This is a genomic window from Ruminococcus sp. OA3, assembly GCF_022440845.1.
Classification (GTDB): domain Bacteria; phylum Bacillota; class Clostridia; order Lachnospirales; family Lachnospiraceae; genus Ruminococcus_G.
In genome coordinates this window covers 229,664-248,086 of sequence record NZ_JAKNTO010000001.1, presented here as the reverse complement: position 1 = coordinate 248,086, position 18,423 = coordinate 229,664, and the positions used below count along the sequence as shown (strand labels likewise).

General features: G+C 46.7%; 20 protein-coding genes. 17 read left to right on the top strand and 3 right to left on the bottom strand.

Going from position 1 to position 18,423, the window contains the following annotated elements:
- The first annotated feature begins 4 nt into the window (after window positions 1-4).
- From MCG98_RS01250 to MCG98_RS01210, 9 genes are all read left to right on the top strand, one after another.
- Entirely contained in the window at window positions 5-1,072 is a 1,068-nt protein-coding gene (locus MCG98_RS01250) for an alcohol dehydrogenase catalytic domain-containing protein (protein WP_240300062.1), read from the top strand.
- A 17-nt stretch (window positions 1,073-1,089) separates the two neighbouring features.
- Window positions 1,090-1,953: a transketolase gene (locus MCG98_RS01245; protein ID WP_240300061.1), complete on the top strand. Its 864-nt coding sequence runs from the start codon at window positions 1,090-1,092 to the stop codon at window positions 1,951-1,953.
- A complete protein-coding gene (locus MCG98_RS01240; protein WP_240300060.1) occupies window positions 1,954-2,901 on the top strand; it encodes a transketolase C-terminal domain-containing protein in 948 nt (315 codons plus the stop codon).
- A gap of 17 nt (window positions 2,902-2,918) precedes the next feature.
- On the top strand, window positions 2,919-4,073 hold the full coding sequence (locus MCG98_RS01235; protein ID WP_240300059.1) for an iron-containing alcohol dehydrogenase: 1,155 nt from the start codon (window positions 2,919-2,921) through the stop codon (window positions 4,071-4,073).
- Window positions 4,074-4,226: 153 nt separating this feature from the next.
- A complete protein-coding gene (locus tag MCG98_RS01230; protein ID WP_240300058.1) occupies window positions 4,227-5,045 on the top strand; it encodes a MerR family transcriptional regulator in 819 nt (272 codons plus the stop codon).
- The gene (locus MCG98_RS01225; protein ID WP_240300057.1) at window positions 5,042-5,857 is read left to right on the top strand and encodes an ABC transporter ATP-binding protein; all 816 of its coding nucleotides are present in this window, start codon (window positions 5,042-5,044) and stop codon (window positions 5,855-5,857) included. The genes MCG98_RS01230 and MCG98_RS01225 overlap by 4 nt, the downstream gene beginning before the upstream one ends.
- On the top strand, window positions 5,854-6,573 hold the full coding sequence (locus MCG98_RS01220) for an ABC transporter permease (protein ID WP_240300056.1): 720 nt from the start codon (window positions 5,854-5,856) through the stop codon (window positions 6,571-6,573). Before MCG98_RS01225 ends, MCG98_RS01220 begins: the two co-directional genes overlap by 4 nt.
- 118 nt (window positions 6,574-6,691) lie before the next feature.
- Complete coding sequence (locus MCG98_RS01215; protein WP_240300055.1) at window positions 6,692-7,315, top strand: CatB-related O-acetyltransferase; 624 nt, start codon at window positions 6,692-6,694, stop codon at window positions 7,313-7,315.
- Window positions 7,316-7,332: 17 nt separating this feature from the next.
- On the top strand, window positions 7,333-8,031 hold the full coding sequence (locus tag MCG98_RS01210) for a conjugal transfer protein (RefSeq protein ID WP_240300054.1): 699 nt from the start codon (window positions 7,333-7,335) through the stop codon (window positions 8,029-8,031).
- A 26-nt stretch (window positions 8,032-8,057) separates the two neighbouring features.
- Here the strand turns inward: MCG98_RS01210 and MCG98_RS01205 are convergent, their stop codons facing one another.
- Complete coding sequence (locus MCG98_RS01205; protein WP_240300053.1) at window positions 8,058-8,618, bottom strand: uracil-DNA glycosylase; 561 nt, start codon at window positions 8,616-8,618, stop codon at window positions 8,058-8,060.
- Window positions 8,619-9,018: 400 nt separating this feature from the next.
- Between MCG98_RS01205 and thrS the strand changes: the two genes are divergently transcribed.
- Both thrS and MCG98_RS01195 read left to right on the top strand, forming a co-directional pair.
- Complete coding sequence (gene thrS / locus MCG98_RS01200) at window positions 9,019-10,941, top strand: threonine--tRNA ligase (protein ID WP_240300052.1); 1,923 nt, start codon at window positions 9,019-9,021, stop codon at window positions 10,939-10,941.
- A gap of 61 nt (window positions 10,942-11,002) precedes the next feature.
- Entirely contained in the window at window positions 11,003-11,707 is a 705-nt protein-coding gene (locus tag MCG98_RS01195; RefSeq protein ID WP_240300051.1) for a DUF434 domain-containing protein, read from the top strand.
- A gap of 309 nt (window positions 11,708-12,016) precedes the next feature.
- On the opposite strand, the gene MCG98_RS01190 is transcribed toward MCG98_RS01195, so the two are convergent.
- Together MCG98_RS01190 and MCG98_RS01185 are read right to left on the bottom strand one after the other, a co-directional pair.
- Window positions 12,017-12,784, bottom strand: coding sequence for a hypothetical protein (locus tag MCG98_RS01190; RefSeq protein WP_240300050.1), 768 nt, complete (start codon window positions 12,782-12,784; stop codon window positions 12,017-12,019).
- Window positions 12,785-12,790: 6 nt separating this feature from the next.
- Entirely contained in the window at window positions 12,791-12,991 is a 201-nt protein-coding gene (locus tag MCG98_RS01185) for a helix-turn-helix transcriptional regulator (RefSeq protein WP_240300049.1), read from the bottom strand.
- Window positions 12,992-13,227: 236 nt separating this feature from the next.
- On the opposite strand from MCG98_RS01185, the gene MCG98_RS01180 reads away from it, so the two are divergent.
- The 6 genes from MCG98_RS01180 to MCG98_RS01155 all read left to right on the top strand — a co-directional run bounded on the left by MCG98_RS01180 (window position 13,228) and on the right by MCG98_RS01155 (window position 18,416).
- Window positions 13,228-13,941, top strand: coding sequence for a LytTR family DNA-binding domain-containing protein (locus MCG98_RS01180; protein ID WP_240300048.1), 714 nt, complete (start codon window positions 13,228-13,230; stop codon window positions 13,939-13,941).
- Window positions 13,938-14,192, top strand: coding sequence for a hypothetical protein (locus MCG98_RS01175; protein ID WP_240300047.1), 255 nt, complete (start codon window positions 13,938-13,940; stop codon window positions 14,190-14,192). Before MCG98_RS01180 ends, MCG98_RS01175 begins: the two co-directional genes overlap by 4 nt.
- 39 nt (window positions 14,193-14,231) lie before the next feature.
- Window positions 14,232-15,275, top strand: a complete 1,044-nt coding sequence (locus MCG98_RS01170) for a sensor histidine kinase (RefSeq protein WP_240300046.1) — start codon at window positions 14,232-14,234, stop codon at window positions 15,273-15,275.
- A gap of 366 nt (window positions 15,276-15,641) precedes the next feature.
- Window positions 15,642-16,442, top strand: coding sequence for a hypothetical protein (locus MCG98_RS01165; RefSeq protein ID WP_240300045.1), 801 nt, complete (start codon window positions 15,642-15,644; stop codon window positions 16,440-16,442).
- A 210-nt stretch (window positions 16,443-16,652) separates the two neighbouring features.
- Window positions 16,653-17,765: a site-specific integrase gene (locus tag MCG98_RS01160; RefSeq protein ID WP_240300044.1), complete on the top strand. Its 1,113-nt coding sequence runs from the start codon at window positions 16,653-16,655 to the stop codon at window positions 17,763-17,765.
- Window positions 17,766-17,936: 171 nt separating this feature from the next.
- Complete coding sequence (locus MCG98_RS01155; RefSeq protein WP_240286086.1) at window positions 17,937-18,416, top strand: hypothetical protein; 480 nt, start codon at window positions 17,937-17,939, stop codon at window positions 18,414-18,416.
- Window positions 18,417-18,423: the final 7 nt, after the last annotated feature.

Genomic DNA, 18,423 nt, shown 5'->3' with positions numbered 1-18,423 from the left:
GAACATGGCTGATATGCAGAAAGCGATCATTTATAAAGGTCCGGGTGAGTTTACATATGAGAAGCGACCAATTCCGGAGATGAAACATTGTGATGATGTAAAAATAAAAATTTACGGATGTGCGGTGTGCGGCACAGACGTCAATATTTTTGCAACGCCGCAGAAACATCCGTGCAGAAAAAATATTATTTTCGGACATGAGTTCTGCGGTGAGGTAGCGGAAGTGGGAGAACATGTCACCAGCTTAAAGCCCGGGGACAAGGTGATCATCGATCCGCATGGTCCCTGCGGGCACTGTGACAACTGTCTGGCGGGGCTTCCGGAGGCATGTGACTCCGTATTTCTGGGCGTTGACTCCGGATTTGAGGGACAGGCGCTGACGATGGGGGTATTCGCTGACGGAGGACTGACAAACTATGCGGTCTTGCCGCAGAAATGTGTCTATAAGGTAGGCGCGGATGCAAGTCCAGAACTGATGGGCATGGCTGAGCCGCTGGCCGGCTGTGGATATGCACTTGAGAAATTAAATGTACACGTGGGAGATACGGCATGTGTTCTCGGTGCAGGTCCGATCGGACTGATGTTTGTGGCTCTTTTAAAGGCAAGCGGCTGCAGAAAAATTATCGTATCGGAACCGATAAAATACCGGAGAGACAAAGCGGTGGAAATCGGCGCGACACGTGTGGTGAATCCTGATACAGAGGATGTCGGAAAAGTTGTTTTAGAAGAGACGGATAATCTCGGCGTGGATCACTGCATCGAGGCGGTTGGGGGGCTGATCGAGGAATGCATTGAATATGTACGGCCGCGGGGAAAGGTTCTGCACTATGGGCATGATGAACTGGTTCGGCCGGAGATTCATGTGGGTACGCTTCTCAAAAAAGAAGTTGAGCTTCACGCGGGTTTCCTCGGAAAATATTATATGAGAAAAGTGGGTCAGATTATCGAGTCAGGCGTACTTCCCCTCGATAAGATTCTGACACATGTTATTCCGGCATCCCGCTATCGGGAAGCGCTTGATCTGGCGGCCAGCTATGAGTGCGGCAAAATTTTCGTTTCGATCGATTTTTAGAAAGGGGATATCGGAAAATGGCAGATAAGAAGGAAGTGTTACGTTTACAGGAACTTGCACATCGGGCACGGTATGATCTCTGCAATCTGTGCGGCGAGTACAGCGGCAATATCCATATGGGCGGGGATATGTCGATGCTTGATGTGCTGACCTGTCTGTTTCAGCACACGATGCATGTTGATCCCAGGATGCAGGAAGATCCTGAGCGTGACCGTTTTATCCTGAGCAAGGGGCACGGCGCAGTCGGCATGTACATTGTGATGGCTTTAAAAGGATTTTTTGATTATAAAGAAATCTGTGAAACCTACGGACAGGTGGGCAGTAAATTTGGGCAGCATCCCTGTAAGACCAGGCTGCCGATGCTGGATGCGTCAACCGGTTCCCTGGGGCATGGGCTGCCGATCAGTGTCGGTCTGGCGGCTTCGGCGAGGCAGAAGGGACAGGGGCATCGGGTCTTCTGCATGATGGGGGACGGAGAGACCTGCGAAGGTTCGGTATGGGAAGCGGCGTTGACAGGCAGAGCACTGAGGCTGGGGAATCTGGTGGCCGTCGTGGACCGCAACAGACAGCTGATGACCAGCTTTTCCGAAGACTCGGTTATGATGGAACCTTATGCAGATAAGTGGCGTGCGTTCGGATGGAATATCATTGAGATCAGTGACGGCAATGATATGGACCAGGTTGTGGATGCGTTTGACAGGCTGCCGGACTGCGAAGGGGACGTGCCGACTGTCGTGATCGCGAATACCGTTAAGGGCAAAAACATTTCCTTTATGGAACGCCAGATCAAATGGCATGCAGGCAGTCTGAATGAAAAAGATTTGAAAACAGCTCTGGCTGACCTTGATGCTGCCTTAAAAGAGCAGAGAAAGGAGTTATAGATGAAGCAATCATATACACTTGACGAATATAATTCAGCAAGATCTGTAGTGGGGGATACGATCACTGAACTTGGCGGGAAGGACGAACGCGTATGGCTGCTGACTCCTGATATCGGTTTTGGGTGTAAGGACTTCCAGGAGAAGTATCCGGACCGTTTCATTGACACCGGCATCGCGGAGCAGAACGTTGTCGGTGTTTCATCGGGGCTGGCATATGACGGGAACATCCCATTTATCATCGGCATGATGCCGTTCATGAGCATGCGTGCGCTGGAGCAGGTGCGTACGGATCTCTGTTACCCGAATCTACCGGTGCGGATCATCGCAAATTATGCAGGTCTCACGGGGAATGGCGGTTCTACCCATTATGCAATGGAGGATATGGCGCTGTATTCATCACTGGTCAATATGACGGTCTGTGCCGCGTCGGATCCGGTACAGCTTGGGCAGATCATCGAGAAAAGTTTAAACTATGACGGACCTCTTTCCATACGTATCGATCCGGGGAAAGAAAACCGCATCCTGTATGGTGCAGATGCCAGCTTTGAGATTGGCAGAGGCTATACGGCGAGGGACGGAAAAGACATTGCCGTGATCGCCTGCGGTGAGATGGTCGACTATGCGCTGCAGCTGTATGAGGAGGCTGAGAAGCAGGGAATCAGTGTGCGGGTCATCGATATGTTTACGGTGAAGCCTCTGGATGAGGAACTTGTACTGAAAGCTGCTTCGGAGACTGGAAGGATCATCGTCTGGGAGGATCATTTGATGAAAAACGGTCTTGCGAGTGCGGTGGCTGATGTACTGTGCGACAACGGGATCCGTGTAAAATCATTTAAAAGATTCGGTGTTCCCCAGGTCTATCCGGGCTTCGGCAGTGCGGAAGAACTGTATCATCTGTATCAGTATGATGTTGAGGCGGTTATGTCCTACTTGAAAAGTCTGTTTTGAAAAAGGAGTTTAATATTATGAGTGCTTATATATGGAATACGTTTTGTCCCACACTTTTTGGGACCGGCGCCTCAAAAGAAGTCGGAGATAAGGCGAGGGAACTTGGAATGCATAAGGTTATGGTCTGTACAGAGCGTGCGCTGTGCGAATTCGGAGTCGCCACACAGGTCATTGACGTTCTGGAAGAAGCCGGGCTTGAGGTCTTTGTGTTTGATCAATGTGTGGCGGATGCACCGAGTGATATCTGCGATGAAGGCGCCGCTTACATCAGAAAGTATGAGATCGACGGCGTCGTGGCAGTCGGCGGCGGCAGTACGCTTGACACGGCAAAGGCGGTCTGCATCATTATCAGCCAGAACGGAACGACGATTCGTGACTATTACAGCATCGGTGAGGCGGAACACGAGATGAAGCTGATCACGCTTTGCACCACGTCCGGTACGGGAAGCGAAATTTCTCAGTGGGCGGTGATCGGGGATGTCATAACCGGTGCCAAGGAAATGCCGATCTACAAGCCGGATATGGCGATCGTGGACCCGGTGCTCACCTACTCGCTCCCGGCGGGCGCGACGGCGTCTACCGGAATGGATGTGCTCGCGCATTGCGTGGAGGCGCTTACCAACAGAAATTACAATCCCTATGGCTATATCTTCGGCAAAGAGGGGATTAAGCTCACCCTCAGATGGCTCCCGACCGCAGTAAAAGAGCCGGAAAATGAGAAGGCGAGAGAGATGATGGCGCTTGCAGCCAATCTCGGCGGCATGGCGATCTCGGCCTGCGGCTGTCAGATCGGACACAGTTTTGCACAGACATTTGGTGCGAAGAATCATATTCCTCACGGGCTTGGATGCGCCTGGGGGCTCCCGGGGGTCCTGACATATACGGCAAAGTACGGAGAGAGACAGAATCTCGAAGAGGTTGCAGAAGCCATGGGGATCGTATCCAGTGAGGATATGGATACGATGAAACTGGCTGAGATCCTGGCTGGAAGAGTTGTCGAATTGATGGAAGAACTGGAGATCAAATCGATCAGGGAATCGGGTTATACACTTGCGGATTGTATGAGCGTGGCTGACAGGTTTGAGCATGACGGAGCTTTTGGCAATTCACCGGGAGAGCCCGGCATGAAAGAGATTGCGGAATATATTGAATATACGTATCAGGTATATTAAATGTTGTATAGTTTTAGCATATAAGACAAAGCAGCGCAATGCCAATCGCGGCAATGCGCTGCTTTGCTGTCTGCAGAAGTTCCAGAAAAAGGCTTGCTCGTGACGCGGCGTCATATATTATAATGGATTTAATCAAAGGGAAGGAGAGCTGCTATGAGCAAATATAAAGCGATCCCCGAAGGATATATGACCGTTGGAGAACTCGCAAAAAAGATGGATGTTACCGTGCGCACCCTGCAGTATTACGACAGGGAAGGCGTACTTTCACCGTCGGCAAAGAGCGCGGGAGGGCGCAGGCTTTATACGGATAAAGATCTGGTCAGGCTTCACCAGATTTTATCTCTGAAGTCTCTGGGATTCTCATTGGATGATATTAAAAACCATCTGGTTTCTCTCGAGACGCCTGAAGATGTTGCGGGGGCGCTGGCTGATCAGGCGGCCGCCATACGGAAAAAGATCGAAACTCTGTCAGAATCCTTAAAAGAGATCGAGATACTGAGGGAGGAAGCCCTGCAGATGCAGTCGGTGGATTTTAAGAAATATGCGGATATCATCACGAATCTTCGGATGAAAAATGAGTACTACTGGATGATCAAGCATTTAGACGACCAGGTACTTGATCATTTTCACGGGCTTTTCAATATGGACAGCGGCCTTGCGATGCTGGAGACACTTACCCGCCTGTTCGATGAAGCGGTACAGTTTCAAAAAGACGGGGTGCCTCCCGAGAGTGAAGAGGGTCAGCGTTTTGCAAGAGAATACTGGGATATGATCATGGAGTTCACAGGCGGTGATGCTGCCATGCTGTCAAAGCTTATGGAGATGAACGAATCTATGGAAACGGATCATGTCATGACCGGGGATATGGGATGGAAACAAAAACAGGAGATCGCCAATGAGTTTATCATACCGGCGTTGGAGGAGTATTTTGATAAAAGAGGGCTGGACCCTTTTCAGGGGGTGACAAAATGAGTTACGCGATTGAGATTGACAGTCTGAAGAAAAGTTATGGTGATCATACGGTGCTCAAAGGCCTGACGTTTGGCGTCAGGGAAGGTGAGATATTTGCTGTGCTTGGAGTAAACGGTGCAGGGAAGACCACGACCCTTGAATGTATCGAAGGACTGCGCAGGTATGACAGCGGAAAGATTGCGGTGAACGGGAGAATGGGCATTCAGCTGCAGTCGGCGTCGCTCCCGGCATGTATCAGGCCGATGGAGGCAGTACAGCTGTTTGCGAAATGGAATAAAACACAGATAGATTATTCGATGATTTCCGATCTGGGGATACAGGAGCTGGCGAAGAAGCAATACGCAGAGCTGTCCACCGGGCAAAAGCGGCGCCTTCACCTGGCACTAGCCCTGATCAGTGATCCGGATATCGTGTTCCTTGACGAGCCGACCGCCGGACTGGACGTTGAGGGAAGAGTCAAACTTCATGGCCAGATACGCAGACTGAAAGAGCAGGGAAAGGCGATCATCCTGGCGAGCCATGATATGGCGGAGGTCGAAAGTCTGTGTGACCGTATCGCGATTCTGAATGATGGCCATCTTGTATTTTTGGGTACCGTTGAAGAATTGTCAGCAAAAACAGGCAGCCGCTATATCATTGACATTACAACAGGAGAAGGCGATCAACGTTTTGAGGCAGACAATATCGGGGATACCATGCTGACGCTGCTGGAAGACTTTAAACGGCGCGGGATTGAGATATCAGATATCAAAATAGACAGAGGAACGCTGGAACAGCATTTTATCGACATAGCGGGGAGGAATGGAGAATGAGCGCATTTTTCTACGGACTGGCACTGCAGTGGAAACTGGATATGAGAAGTAAGACACTTTTGATCACCTGTTATGTGGTTCCGCTTTTGTTCTTTGCTGTCATGGGCGGGATATTTACATCCATGACACCGGATACCAGGAATACGCTGATTCAGTCAATGACTGTGCTTGGGGTGTCAACGGGTGGGCTGATCGGTCTGCCGCCCTCTCTTTTGGAAGTATATGGAAATGACATTAAGAAAGTTTACAAGGCGAACGGGGTTCCAATGTATCTCGGACTGGTTTCAATGTTTTTATCAGCGCTGCTCCATCTGATGCTGATGAGCACGGTTATATATATGATTGCTCCCATCGCTTTTGATGCAAAGCTGCCCGAAAGCCTGCCATTATATTTTGTCTCACTCCTGATTTTTACGGCGGCGACAATAAGTATAGGAAGTGTTTTAGGGCTGCTGATCAAAAACCAGGCAAAACTTACCATGATCTCACAGATGATCTTTCTCCCGTCTATCATGCTGTCGGGGATTATGTTTCCTGCGGATTTACTTCCGCATGTTTTTGAGATTGTGGGAAACGTATGTCCGGCCGCATGGGGATATCGATTGATGACGGACAATGGCCTTGTTTTCACAAATCTGTGGCCCCTGCTGGTGATCTTTCTGGGTGCAGCGGTGATATGCGGCTTTTTGCTGAAACGGCTGCAGGTGGAATCCTGAAGGAATACATGTAACCACAGATTGATACAAAACATTACCGAACCATTCTGTATCTTGAGCCGATGAGAATAAGTGCGTACAATAAAGTCAAAGCTATAAGAAAAAAGAGGTGACTGTCATGTCCGACAAACGAATTTATCCCCGCACCGGGGACAGAGATACTGTTTATCTGAAAAATGTGGTGACAAATCCGAATATATCGGTTGGAGATTTTACAATGTACAATGATTTTGTCCATGACCCTGTACTGTTTGAAAAGCAGAATGTATTGTACCATTATCCTGTGAATCACGATAAACTTGTGATCGGGAAATTCTGTTCCATTGCCTGCGGGGCAAAGTTCCTGATGAACAGTGGTAATCACTCAATGAGCTCGCTGGCTGCATATCCTTTTCCGCTTTTCTATGAGGAATGGGGACTTGACCGTGGAGATGTTGCGGCTGCATGGGACAACAGAGGGGATATTGTGATTGGGAATGATGTCTGGATCGGGTATGAGGCGGTGGTACTGTCGGGTGTGACTGTGGGTGACGGAGCGATTATCGGAACACGCGCTGTCGTCACGCGCGATGTGGCGCCGTACACGATTGTCGGAGGAATTCCCGCCAAACCGATCAGGAAACGTTTTGCGGAGGATACAATCGCCAGATTACAGGATATCCGCTGGTGGGACTGGCCGGCTGAACGGATCAGGAAAAATATCGGCGCCATTCAGTCCGGAAGCCTGAATGAATTACAGTAGAGAAAAGGGGAAAAGAGATGTGTACACGGTTTGTTTACAACGGCGATGATATGATCACGGGTTTTAATTTTGACATTGATCTTGCAGTGTGGGACCATAAAGTGATAACAGAGAAGGAACGGTTCTATATTGGCATTCGGATGCCCGATCACAGGTACCATTCGTTTCATGGGGTCAATGCCAATGGAAATGCGGGAACACTGCTCTATGTGCATGGAAATGAGAAAGGGCAGTATTGTGGCGGTGACCAATGCTGTTCGATCGCAGATCTTACGGAGGCTTTTGTAAGGGCGGAGATCTCCCTGGATGATGCGCTTTACATCGCAAGGAACAGGAGTATTGTGTATGCGCGGGATGCGACGATGCAGTCCATGCTATCCGACAGAAGCGGGCGTGTGCTGATTATCGAACCGGGCATCGGGTACCGGCTGGAAAAAGAAAGGTATTCTCTTATAACGAACTATTCTCTGCTCAAACCGGAGGAAACACGGCCATATATAGTCGCCGGGGATGACAGGTATGAACGGGCGAAAGAATTGTTGGAACCGGCCGGCAGCAATTTTTCTGTTGCCGATGCAATGTCAGTGCTCAATGCGGTAAGGCAGGAGGGGGCATGGGCTACCCGTGTGTCTTTTGTATACTCGGTGAGGGAGCAGAAAGTTTATTATGTGTTGCATCATAATTTTGACCAAATTGTAGAATACCGGTTTCATTGACGAAAACGGCTATAAGCGACATGTACTCATTGCTGTCTGCAGTTCCTCAGTTTTTCTGCGATGCTCAGAAAATCCTGCCGGGTTTCTTCCCGCTTACCAGGGTCGCGCAGGATGGCAGAGGGGTGGTAGACAGCGGTAAGGTCGTAATTTTTCCGGTGAATCCATTGTCCATGCTGTTTGGTAATCCGGTAGTCGATAGACAGGATGCGCTGAGCAGCAACCCGTCCAAGGCAGACGATGATCCTCGGCCGTATCAGGAGTATTTCATATTTAAGATAAGGGATACAACTTTCTTTTTCGCTGTCCTGCGGGTCACGGTTGCGTGGCGGATGGCACTTTAGTATGTTGGTGATATAAATGTCTTCCCGGCTGATGCCGCAGTCGCCGAGAGGCTGGTCAAACAGCTGCCCGGCAGGACCGATGAATGGGATGCCTGCTCTGTCCTCTTCGGCGCCCGGTGCCTCTGCGATAAACATAAGATCAGCCTGAAGATTGCCTCTTCCCATGACGGGACGGATTCTGGAGTGCGATAGCCCGCAGCGGCAGCAGAAATTGACGAAAGTATTTAATTCTTCCCAGGTATACATAGAGACTCCTTTCACAGATTCTGTCAGGTTTTTATGAATATTATACCAGAACCGAAGAGGAAAAACCATTCGCAAAACCTTGACACTTGCTGCGCCATAAACTATAATTTATGTCAAACGTAGAAGAGAAGAGTACGGTATGCAAAGTTCTCAGAGAGAGATACCAGATGGTGTTTTACCATGGGCTGCGAGTATCTTGGCGGAACATATCAGGAAGACCATCTCGGAGTGACCCTAATCCGGTCCGGTGATTCCGTTATCATCACAGATGAGATGTTCTGTGCATTTTGTACGGAATAATAAGGGTGGAACCGCGAATGATATTGTTCGCCCCTTGCGTTAGATAGAAAGCGCAGGGGGCGTTTTCTATTGGAATGATTTCTGAAAGGAGAAAACAAACATGAAAGTAACGTTAAAAGATGGTTCCGTCAGGGAATATACGGAAGCAAAAAGTATTTTAGACATCGCAAAAGACTTGAGTGAAGGCCTTGCACGGGCTGCATGTGCAGGGGAGGTGGATGGAGAGCGGGTGGATCTGCGCACGATCGTTGATAAAGACTGCTGCGTCAGCATTCTTACCTTTGAAGACAAGGGGGGAAAAGATGCGTTCCGCCATACGGCAGCACATATTATGGCGCAGGCGGTCAAAAGGCTCTATCCGAATGCAAAGCTGGCGATCGGTCCTTCCATTGATGATGGATTTTATTATGATATTGACAGTGACGAGGTGCTGACTTCAGAAGACTTTCCGGCGATTGAAGCGGAGATGAAAAAGATCGTTAAGGAAAACCTTTTGCTTGAAAGATTTGAGCTTTCAAGGGAAGATGCCATTCGTTTTTTTGAAGAGAAGGATGAACATTATAAGATAGAACTGATCCGTGACCTGCCGGAGGACGCGGTGATCAGTCTGTACCGTCAGGGTGATTTTACAGATCTCTGTGCGGGTCCGCATCTGATGTCTACAAAACCGGTGAAAGCGTTTAAACTAATGAAGATCGCCGGTGCATACTGGCGCGGCAACGAGAAAAATAAGATGCTGACCAGGATCTATGGGACTGCTTATACGAAGAATGCAGACCTCGAGGCATATGTGGCGATGCTTGAGGAGGCGAAGAAAAGAGATCACAGAAAACTGGGCAAGGAGCTTAACCTGTTCATGTTTTCGGAAGAAGGGCCCGGTTTTCCGTTCTTTTTGCCGAAGGGAATGGTCTTAAAGAACACCTTGATGCAGTATTGGCGCGAGATTCATGAACGTGAGGGGTATGTCGAGATTGCAACCCCTGTCATGCTGAACCGTCATTTATGGGAAACTTCCGGGCATTGGGACCATTATAAAGAAAATATGTATACGACGGTGATCGATGATGAGGATTTTGCCATTAAGCCTATGAACTGTCCTGGCGGTATGCTTGTTTATAAATCACAGCCCCATTCCTATCGGGAACTGCCGCTTCGGCTGGCTGAGGTTGGACTGGTGCACCGCCATGAAAAATCCGGTGCTCTGCACGGACTGATGCGTGTCAGATGCTTCAGCCAGGATGACGCCCATATATTCATGACTCCGGAGCAGATACGTGATGAGATTAAAGGGGTTGTCCGGCTGATTTCTGAAGTATATCAGCTGTTTGGCTTCAGATACCTGATTGAATTGTCCACGCGTCCGGAAGACTCCATGGGGAGCGACGAGGACTGGGAGATGGCGACAAATGGTCTCCGTGAGGCACTGGAGGACATGAACCTCGAATATATCGTCAATGAAGGGGACGGCGCTTTTTATGGCCCGAAGATTGATTTCCACCTGGTGGATGCCATCGGAAGAACGTGGCAGTGCGGTACGATTCAGCTGGATTTCCAGCTTCCGCAGAGGTTTGGGGCGGAATACATCGGAGCCGACGGAGAGATGCATCGGCCGATTATGATCCACCGCGTATGTTTTGGTTCAATTGAGCGGTTTATCGGCATTCTGACAGAACATTTTGCCGGAAAATTTCCTACATGGCTGTCACCGGTGCAGGTTAAGGTGCTGCCGATCTCTGACAAATACTCTGCGTATGGCCATCAGGTGCTTAAGCGTCTGAAAGAGGCGGGAATCCGCTGCGAAATTGATGAGCGTGCTGAGAAAATCGGTTATAAGATACGTGAAGCCAGAAATGAGAGGGTGCCTTATATGCTTGTTGTCGGGCAGAAGGAGGAAGAGAACGGTCTTATTTCGGTGAGAAGCAGGTTTGAAGGGGATGAAGGCCAGAAAGAGCTGAATGATTTTATTGATACGGTAAAGGCTGAGATTGGAACTAGAGAGCGTAAAGAAGAGAAGGCGGAATAAATTTTGGGATGGCAGGCGATCTTTCCGGATTGTCTGCCATCTTTAAGGGAAGTATAGTTTTATGAGAAAAATTAAAAGAGGCAGCAGTCCAAACGATATCCGGGAATTTGACCCGCGGTCCATTGAGACATTAAAAACAGCATCAAAACACATTTGCTATTTGCTGAATGAAGGATATCAGATAAAACATGCATCAGTTTTTGTGGGAAATCATTTTCTGCTGTCAGAGCGCCAGCGTCTGGCTGTGGTACGTAGTATCGCATCCGATGTACAGCTCAAGCAGCGCAGGGAAAAGGAATGTTTAAAAGAGTATTTAGCCGGTAAAACAATTCACATTGATGGCTTTAACTGCATTATCACACTTGAGATCGCGCTGTGTGAGTCCCTGCTTTTACGATGTATGGACGGTACGATCCGTGATCTGGCGGGGCTGCGCGGAACTTACCGGGTGATTCAAGAGACGCCTGAGGCTATACGTCTGATCGCTGATACGCTGAATGATCTGGGCGTCAGGAAGGCGATGTTCTATCTGGATGCCCCGGTATCTAATTCCGGCAGGCTGAAAAGTCTCATTGCTGATGTATGGGAAGACTACGAAACCGGGCTGGATATTCAGGTGATCAGCGATGTGGACTGTGTGCTTCAGAATCAGGAATGTGTGGTTACTTCAGATTCTGTGATACTGGAACAGTGTAAGAGCTGGTTTAACCTCATCAATTTATGTGTTGGAAAGACGAAGGCAGTACCGGCTAAAGTATGGCAATAACATTTATACAACGTCATTCAATGCACCGCGTTTCTGTGCCGCGTCGCTGATCAATGCATACGCTGAATCACACCGTTAAATACCAGAGAATACAGAGAAGCGAATACATTCTTGGCAATTCTTAACAGTATCGCTGCAACTATGCCAAATACGTCGGAGGCGATTGTAAGTGCACCGAAGGTATTAAACACTGTCTGCCAGGAAGACTGCAGAATAACCACGCCCATATCAATGAAGTAAAATACAGTGTAAAAGTAAAAGACACTGGTTAGTGTAAGGATTAAAAAAGAATGATACGGTCCCGCCTGATCAAAGTTTGTCCATCCACTGTTTTCGGATTTCGCGTGCTTCAAGGACTTCATCAATCTTTTTTCTGATATACTGCAGTTCTTTTGTGCTGTAAGAGAATTCATCCCAGTCGCTTTTCACACAGGCGGTGTAAATGCTGTGAATATCTTCTTTCATTCGTTCCAGCGGGGAGGGCTTCCGCTTTGGTGCAGGAGTTTCAGGCGGAAGGTCTCTTCTGGCATAATATAAAACAGGAAAATCATAGTTTACCCGCTGTATAATGCGGGGATATGTACTGCCAGAGTCCATGAGCTGAAAGTTCTCTTTTTCCGATTCCACACAGACCTGGTTTACACAGTCGATAAACTGGTCCAGATACTGGATATCAATCGAAATATCCTGCTTCTCATCTGAAACGATCTTCTGCTTTGTCAGGTATTCCAGGAGCAGACGGTAATATCCGCTGAATCGGTCACCTCTGGGACCGCGGTATTCATCAAGTTCGATACTGCCATTTTCGATCTTGAGATAGCAGATCCTTTCCAGCCCACCGGTATTTTCAGCTGATGGGACGTGAAGGTTCATGCGGTTTCTTGTCTTATTGTTATGTTTGGGCAGAGCGATTTTAGCCTTAAGATTTAGTAATCTTTTTTTAATCCAGTCCTCCAGTTCCAGCTTTGCTACATTTTTTTCCAGTGTATAATTTAAACGAAAATTTTCATTTGCTGTATTTAACAGCATTAATTTCTCCTGCATTTCAACTGCGTCAAACACTGTCCAATCATCCATCAGCATTTAATCCTCCTCTTCTTCGTATAAATCATCAATTGAAATCCCGAGTATTTTTGCCACTTTGCGCTGATACCTGGGACCGATGGTGCATATGCCATTCTCCCACCGCCAGACAGATTTTGGGGAGCAGCCGATCAGTTCTGCAAATTCTTCTATGGAAAGGTTGTTTGCCTTCCGGAATGCTTTGATTACCTTACACTTCATGTATCTTCTCCTTTTACGCTTGATAACTATGTGAATTATATAGTTGTCTCTTCCTATTTACAAGGACACTTATGACTATTTTTGCATTTTAGTGTCTTTTTTTGAAATAGATTGGTCTATCTGTAGATAATAGGGCACCTTACTGACCGATGAAATGACAGAGACGAAACGTATTGCGGTCAAGATGTTCGTGCGCTATAATAATTCCAAAAATACGTTTAAAAGGAAACAGACATATGATGCAGATCGCTATTTGTGATGATGAAAAATTTTACAGAGACCGGATCAAAGCACTGCTGGACAGGTATCTTGGAGACCGAAGACTGGAATTTACGATTACCATGTTCGGTTCGGGAAAAGACTTTCTGCAGCAGAGTGAGAATCTGGTGAAATATGACATTGTCTTTATGGATATCAACATGGATGAGATGGACGGCATAGACACGGCTATGCGGATCCGCGCATTTCATTCGAAAACGTATATTGTATTTGTGACGGCATTTATCAGTTACGTGCTGGAAGGATATAAAGTAGATGCAGTTCGATATATCATTAAGGATACACTGGAGGCAGCAGTTCCGGAGTGCATGGATGCGGTAATGCACAAAATGAGGCTGCAGCAGGTCTCATTTCCTTTCATGGAGGGAGAGCGGAAGCTGTATACAGATAATATCCTCTACGTGGAGAGCAGAAGGCATAAATCCGTGTTCTTTTATCTGGAATCTAATATTGTGAATTACCAGATATATGATAAACTTGACTGCATCGAACAGAAATTGTCAGTGTATGGATTTCTGCGCATTCACAAGAGTTACCTGGTGAATATGAAGCATTTACAGAAACTCAGCAACTATACGGCTGTGCTGGACACCGGGGAAGTTCTGCCGGTTCCGCGTCTCAGGTATCAGGGGGTGAAGAAGGCGTATGTGGCATATAGGGGAATTGTATGATAGATCAGGTATTTAAGAGCCTTGCATTATCACTGATGCTGGCGGTCAGCTGCCGGCTGTTTTTTGAGACATTGATACCAAAACGGATATGGACATACAAATGGGTGGAATTTACGATTTTACCCGCGTTTGCTCTGGGAATTATGATCATTGCGTTTACAGAGATTCTGCCGTACATATTTCAGCCGATTCGTGTGATTGTGGTTTTCTTTATTGTAGCGCAGATATATTATCAAGTCAGCGTTCTGTAGAATCTTGTTCTGTCTGTGCTTTTATGTGCAGGTTTTTGGATGGCGTCCGCTGCGTCTGCCGCTGTTTTCTACGCTTTGCCCGTAGACCATACGATTTCAGGAGAAGTAGTTGAAGGGGCCGCAGACGTGGTGCTGCTGGGTCTGCTGCTGATCTTTCATTACCGGTACAGGAAACGCAGTTACATACTGGATAGGACCCGGTGGATTCGTTTTGGGTATATACCGGTCATCAGTATAGTGGTGATTATGGCGCTGACTGTGATGACATGGCAGGATGATCCTTTTAATTCAAATGTACGTGTGATCGTTGTATTAATGTTTGCGGTGATTAACGGAATCATTCTGTATTGTATAGGAAATATACTGGAAAAAGAATCGGACATATACAACCTGCAGTTGCTGCAGGAGCGTACGCAGAATCAGATGAATATATATCAGAGTATGCTAAGAAGCTATGAGCGGCAGAGGAGGTACCTGCATGATTATAAGAACCAGCTGAACTGTATTCAGGGGCTGTTGTCTGAGGGGAAGACGCAGGAGAGCATTGACTATATTGCACAGCTGACAGGAAGCCTGCAGAAAAGTGCAGACTATATAAACACAAACCACACGGTTGTCAATGTGGTACTGAATCAGAAGTATCAGTATGCGCTGGAAAAAGATATTACGATGACGTTGTCTGTCAATGATCTGTCTGGGCTTACGTTTGGCGAGGAGGACATCGTGATCATACTTGTTAATCTGCTGGATAATGCCATTGAAGCCTGCGAGGAACTGGACGGCGGCAGAGTGATACAGTTTAAGATGACGCTGGAGCCAGAGCAGCTCATTCTCTCGATCCGCAATCCTGTAAAAGTGCCGTTCATTATTAGAAATAAAAGGCTTCTTTCAACGAAAAGAAAATCATCGGGCCATGGAATCGGACTGCAAAATGTAGATGCTGTTATCAGCAGACATGGAGGCAGCAGTGTTATGCAGTGTGAGAACGGCTGGTTTTATTTTTCGGCGGTGATACCCGTCTCGTGTATATTTACAAAAAAAGAGGGGGAGTGTAATGCTAAAAACAAAGCTGCGAAAATCTAAAGAGGGGTTGAGTTATTTGGATATCTGTCAGATATCACCCGAACCAGAAAGCAACAAGATGTTGACAGAGGGGTGCTTTCTGAGCACAAGAAAATCATGCCTTTCCGCTGCGGTTAACCACGCAGCGGATTTTTTTGACGCTTGCCCCTTTTCTTGAAATAACAGCCAACGTGCCGGTCTTATTCCATTCATTTTCTCATGCGATAAACGGCAATGGATATTCAGCTTGTCTGTCTCTTTTGCAGTCCATATGTTAAAGCGTAAGACTTTTTTTGATGTCTGACCGTCGATTTGTGCTTTGCCTGTTGTCTGTCGAAAGCGGGTAAAATACAATGGTTAAAGCGAGGAAAAAAGGAGGCAAATGGGATGAAAAAATTAATAAGGAGTGTATTTTCAACGTTGCTTTTGTGTCTGTGTCTGGCTGCCTGTGTACAAAAATCTAAAATTGAGACATGGAAAACACCTGAAAAAGCAGCGGAAAGCGTAATGCATGCGCTAAAAACACTGGACTTAGAGACACTTAATGAAAGCGGTGATGATTACGTCAGTACTGAGAGAAACTGGATTGGATTTCCGACGAGAAAAGAATACAGGGTGTTTAATGAGTTGCTGCAGCCAGCGCTGTTTAAAGGCAGAAAATATAAAGCAAATAAAAAATTTGCGGAAAAAATCGTGGAGAATCTGAGCTGGGAGATCAGCGAGGTTCAGGAAAACAAAGACCAGGCAGATATTAAGATGAAGATAATGAATGAGGATATGTCTGATGTCATGGGATACTACATGATCGGTATCATGGAACGGATGCTCAAAGCTGAAGGGAGCGGCCTGAAACAGATGATCAGGGATTTGTCCAATATCGATTATGATAAAGGCGGTGTTCTTTCGTATATGGACCGGGCTGAAGGAATATCTTCCACAGATGTGACGGTCAGGGCCTATCAGGGGGATGAAGGATGGAAGCTGCATATCAGTGATTCTTTTATCAATGCGTTTATGGGCAATCTGGACGCGAATCATCTTTCTGAGGATGTGGAGAAGCATCTGTGTGAACTTGAAGATGAGTATGAACAGGTTATTGCAAAAAATAAAGAGTTAAATAAGAAAAGGACTCGGTGGGAGTGTGACATCCCGCCGGGTCCTTCTAACGTTCAGATATATCTTGTTTAAAAAATTTATTTCACAATATGATATATATTGCGTGAAAACGCCTGAAATGTAATAATTTTATTTAAAATGTACCATCAAAAAGGCAGTTTGTCAACTTTAGGCGATTGGTCTTAAAAGGATTAGTACCTGAAAAGTCCAATATCAGAGGGCTGCAGAAGGCGGATTTTTAAGCCGTCAAATGAGCCGTCACATAAAAAGGAGGAATTTTATATGCCAAGAAAAGGTGAAAACATTTATCTGAGAAAAGATGGACGCTGGGAAGGGCGGTATATCAAAGGGCGCAGACCGGATGGAAAGCCTTTGTTCGGTTCTATTTATGGAAAACAGTATGGACAGGTAAAAAAACGTCTTGTCCTGATTAAATCGGAGATTTATAAGGATCACACTTCTCTGTCGGTTTACGGTAACGGAAGTTTTCATGACTGGGCAGAATTCTGGCTGGAAGTATATGTCCGTCCTCATGTCAAACCAGGGACTTACGCAGGATACAGACGCAACTTCGATAATCACATAGATCCTGCGATAGGAAAGCTGAGTATATCCGGAATTACACCCCAGCATATACAGGAAGCAGTCTTTCATCTGAAGACACAGCTTGCACCCAGTACTCTGCATGGTATCTGCAGGCTGATGAAGGCAATTTTCGCAGCGGCCTGTCAGAAAGGACTGATCTCTGCCAGCCCGTTCCAGGATATTAAAATGCCTAAAGCATGCACCCGCCCGCCACGTGTCCTGAGCTCCGGAGAGCAGAAACGACTGGAGAAAAAGCTTTTTGAGACGAGAGAGCTGGAATATTTGCTGGGACTTTACACAGGACTCCGTGTAGGGGAGATCTGTGCACTCAGGTGGGAGGATATTGATCTGGAAAATGGATACCTTTATGTAAAACATTCGATACAGCGGATTCCGACAGAACATGGCAGACGCAAGACCAGACTTGTTCTGGGGAGTCCGAAGTCAGAACATTCTGTTCGGGAAATTCCGCTTCCACGTTTTTTACTGGCCATACTAAGAGAAAAGTGGCAGGAAGACAATGCCAGATCCTGTGATTTCCTGTTTGCCGGAATGAGTGGGGGCTACAGAGATACTCGTACCATGCAGCTTAGGCTTGCAAGGATCTGCGATGAGCTGAATATCAAAGGTGTTCATATGCATACGCTGCGGCATACTTTTGCAACCCGCTGTCTGGAACATAATATTGGACATGAAGTACTCTGTGAAGTGCTCGGGCATTCTTCACCCCAGATTACACTGAGACATTATTCACATTGTACGCCAGAAAGGATACGCCAGAGCATGGAGCGTATGGAACTGGCGCTGTAAATACAAAAAAATAAGCCGTCAAAAGTGGTCCTTTTATATTTTGAGAACAGCGTAAACCAAAGAGAAATTTGTTTTTTAAATAATATATATCATATTGCGAAAATCTCCTGTGGCTTTTACAAAAATAGTATATCGCAAATACCCTCAAAATATATATGCGGGAGGTAATGAATGAACAAAGAAAACATTGTACTGGACAATTCTAATACGTACAAGGCAGCAGATGCGATGATAGCAGTTACATTTCGTGAGCTGTCTGGTGTTAATTCTAAAGGTGTGATCTCCAATATACATATTTCGGACAAAATTTCTTTTTCAAACTATGGGGACATGCTTCTGAAAATAGAACAGATCTATGATTTGCTCGGAATGCGGGAGACTTCAGGCTGCCTGCGGGGAAATACCTCAGAAACAAAGTGGCAAAAAAGAACTTTGGATTCAGTGGAAGACTGGCGCAGGGAGGAGGATGAGTGGCAGAATTTTCACCTTCTTCACACATGCAGGGATCCCGTAGTCTATGTACAGACGTTATACTGGCAGAACTACAGCTGGCAGGGGTATATACTCGGCAGGGGATATAAAGACAGGATTTATTATCGCAGTGCACTCGAATTACTGCATATTATTGATAACATTATACGGGGAAAATAACGTCTTC

Coding starts and splice junctions, on each gene's coding strand:
- MCG98_RS01225 (WP_240300057.1), top strand. CDS start 5,042: ATGAGTTACGCGATTGAGATTGACAGTCTGAAGAAAAGTTATGGTGAT.
- MCG98_RS01155 (WP_240286086.1), top strand. CDS start 17,937: ATGAACAAAGAAAACATTGTACTGGACAATTCTAATACGTACAAGGCA.
- MCG98_RS01195 (WP_240300051.1), top strand. CDS start 11,003: ATGAGAAAAATTAAAAGAGGCAGCAGTCCAAACGATATCCGGGAATTT.
- MCG98_RS01230 (WP_240300058.1), top strand. CDS start 4,227: ATGAGCAAATATAAAGCGATCCCCGAAGGATATATGACCGTTGGAGAA.
- MCG98_RS01220 (WP_240300056.1), top strand. CDS start 5,854: ATGAGCGCATTTTTCTACGGACTGGCACTGCAGTGGAAACTGGATATG.
- MCG98_RS01180 (WP_240300048.1), top strand. CDS start 13,228: ATGATGCAGATCGCTATTTGTGATGATGAAAAATTTTACAGAGACCGG.
- MCG98_RS01190 (WP_240300050.1), bottom strand. CDS start 12,784: ATGGATGATTGGACAGTGTTTGACGCAGTTGAAATGCAGGAGAAATTA.
- MCG98_RS01210 (WP_240300054.1), top strand. CDS start 7,333: ATGTGTACACGGTTTGTTTACAACGGCGATGATATGATCACGGGTTTT.
- MCG98_RS01235 (WP_240300059.1), top strand. CDS start 2,919: ATGAGTGCTTATATATGGAATACGTTTTGTCCCACACTTTTTGGGACC.
- MCG98_RS01250 (WP_240300062.1), top strand. CDS start 5: ATGGCTGATATGCAGAAAGCGATCATTTATAAAGGTCCGGGTGAGTTT.
- MCG98_RS01205 (WP_240300053.1), bottom strand. CDS start 8,618: ATGTATACCTGGGAAGAATTAAATACTTTCGTCAATTTCTGCTGCCGC.
- MCG98_RS01165 (WP_240300045.1), top strand. CDS start 15,642: ATGAAAAAATTAATAAGGAGTGTATTTTCAACGTTGCTTTTGTGTCTG.
- MCG98_RS01240 (WP_240300060.1), top strand. CDS start 1,954: ATGAAGCAATCATATACACTTGACGAATATAATTCAGCAAGATCTGTA.
- MCG98_RS01170 (WP_240300046.1), top strand. CDS start 14,232: ATGGCGTCCGCTGCGTCTGCCGCTGTTTTCTACGCTTTGCCCGTAGAC.
- MCG98_RS01160 (WP_240300044.1), top strand. CDS start 16,653: ATGCCAAGAAAAGGTGAAAACATTTATCTGAGAAAAGATGGACGCTGG.
- MCG98_RS01175 (WP_240300047.1), top strand. CDS start 13,938: ATGATAGATCAGGTATTTAAGAGCCTTGCATTATCACTGATGCTGGCG.
- thrS (WP_240300052.1), top strand. CDS start 9,019: ATGAAAGTAACGTTAAAAGATGGTTCCGTCAGGGAATATACGGAAGCA.
- MCG98_RS01185 (WP_240300049.1), bottom strand. CDS start 12,991: ATGAAGTGTAAGGTAATCAAAGCATTCCGGAAGGCAAACAACCTTTCC.
- MCG98_RS01245 (WP_240300061.1), top strand. CDS start 1,090: ATGGCAGATAAGAAGGAAGTGTTACGTTTACAGGAACTTGCACATCGG.
- MCG98_RS01215 (WP_240300055.1), top strand. CDS start 6,692: ATGTCCGACAAACGAATTTATCCCCGCACCGGGGACAGAGATACTGTT.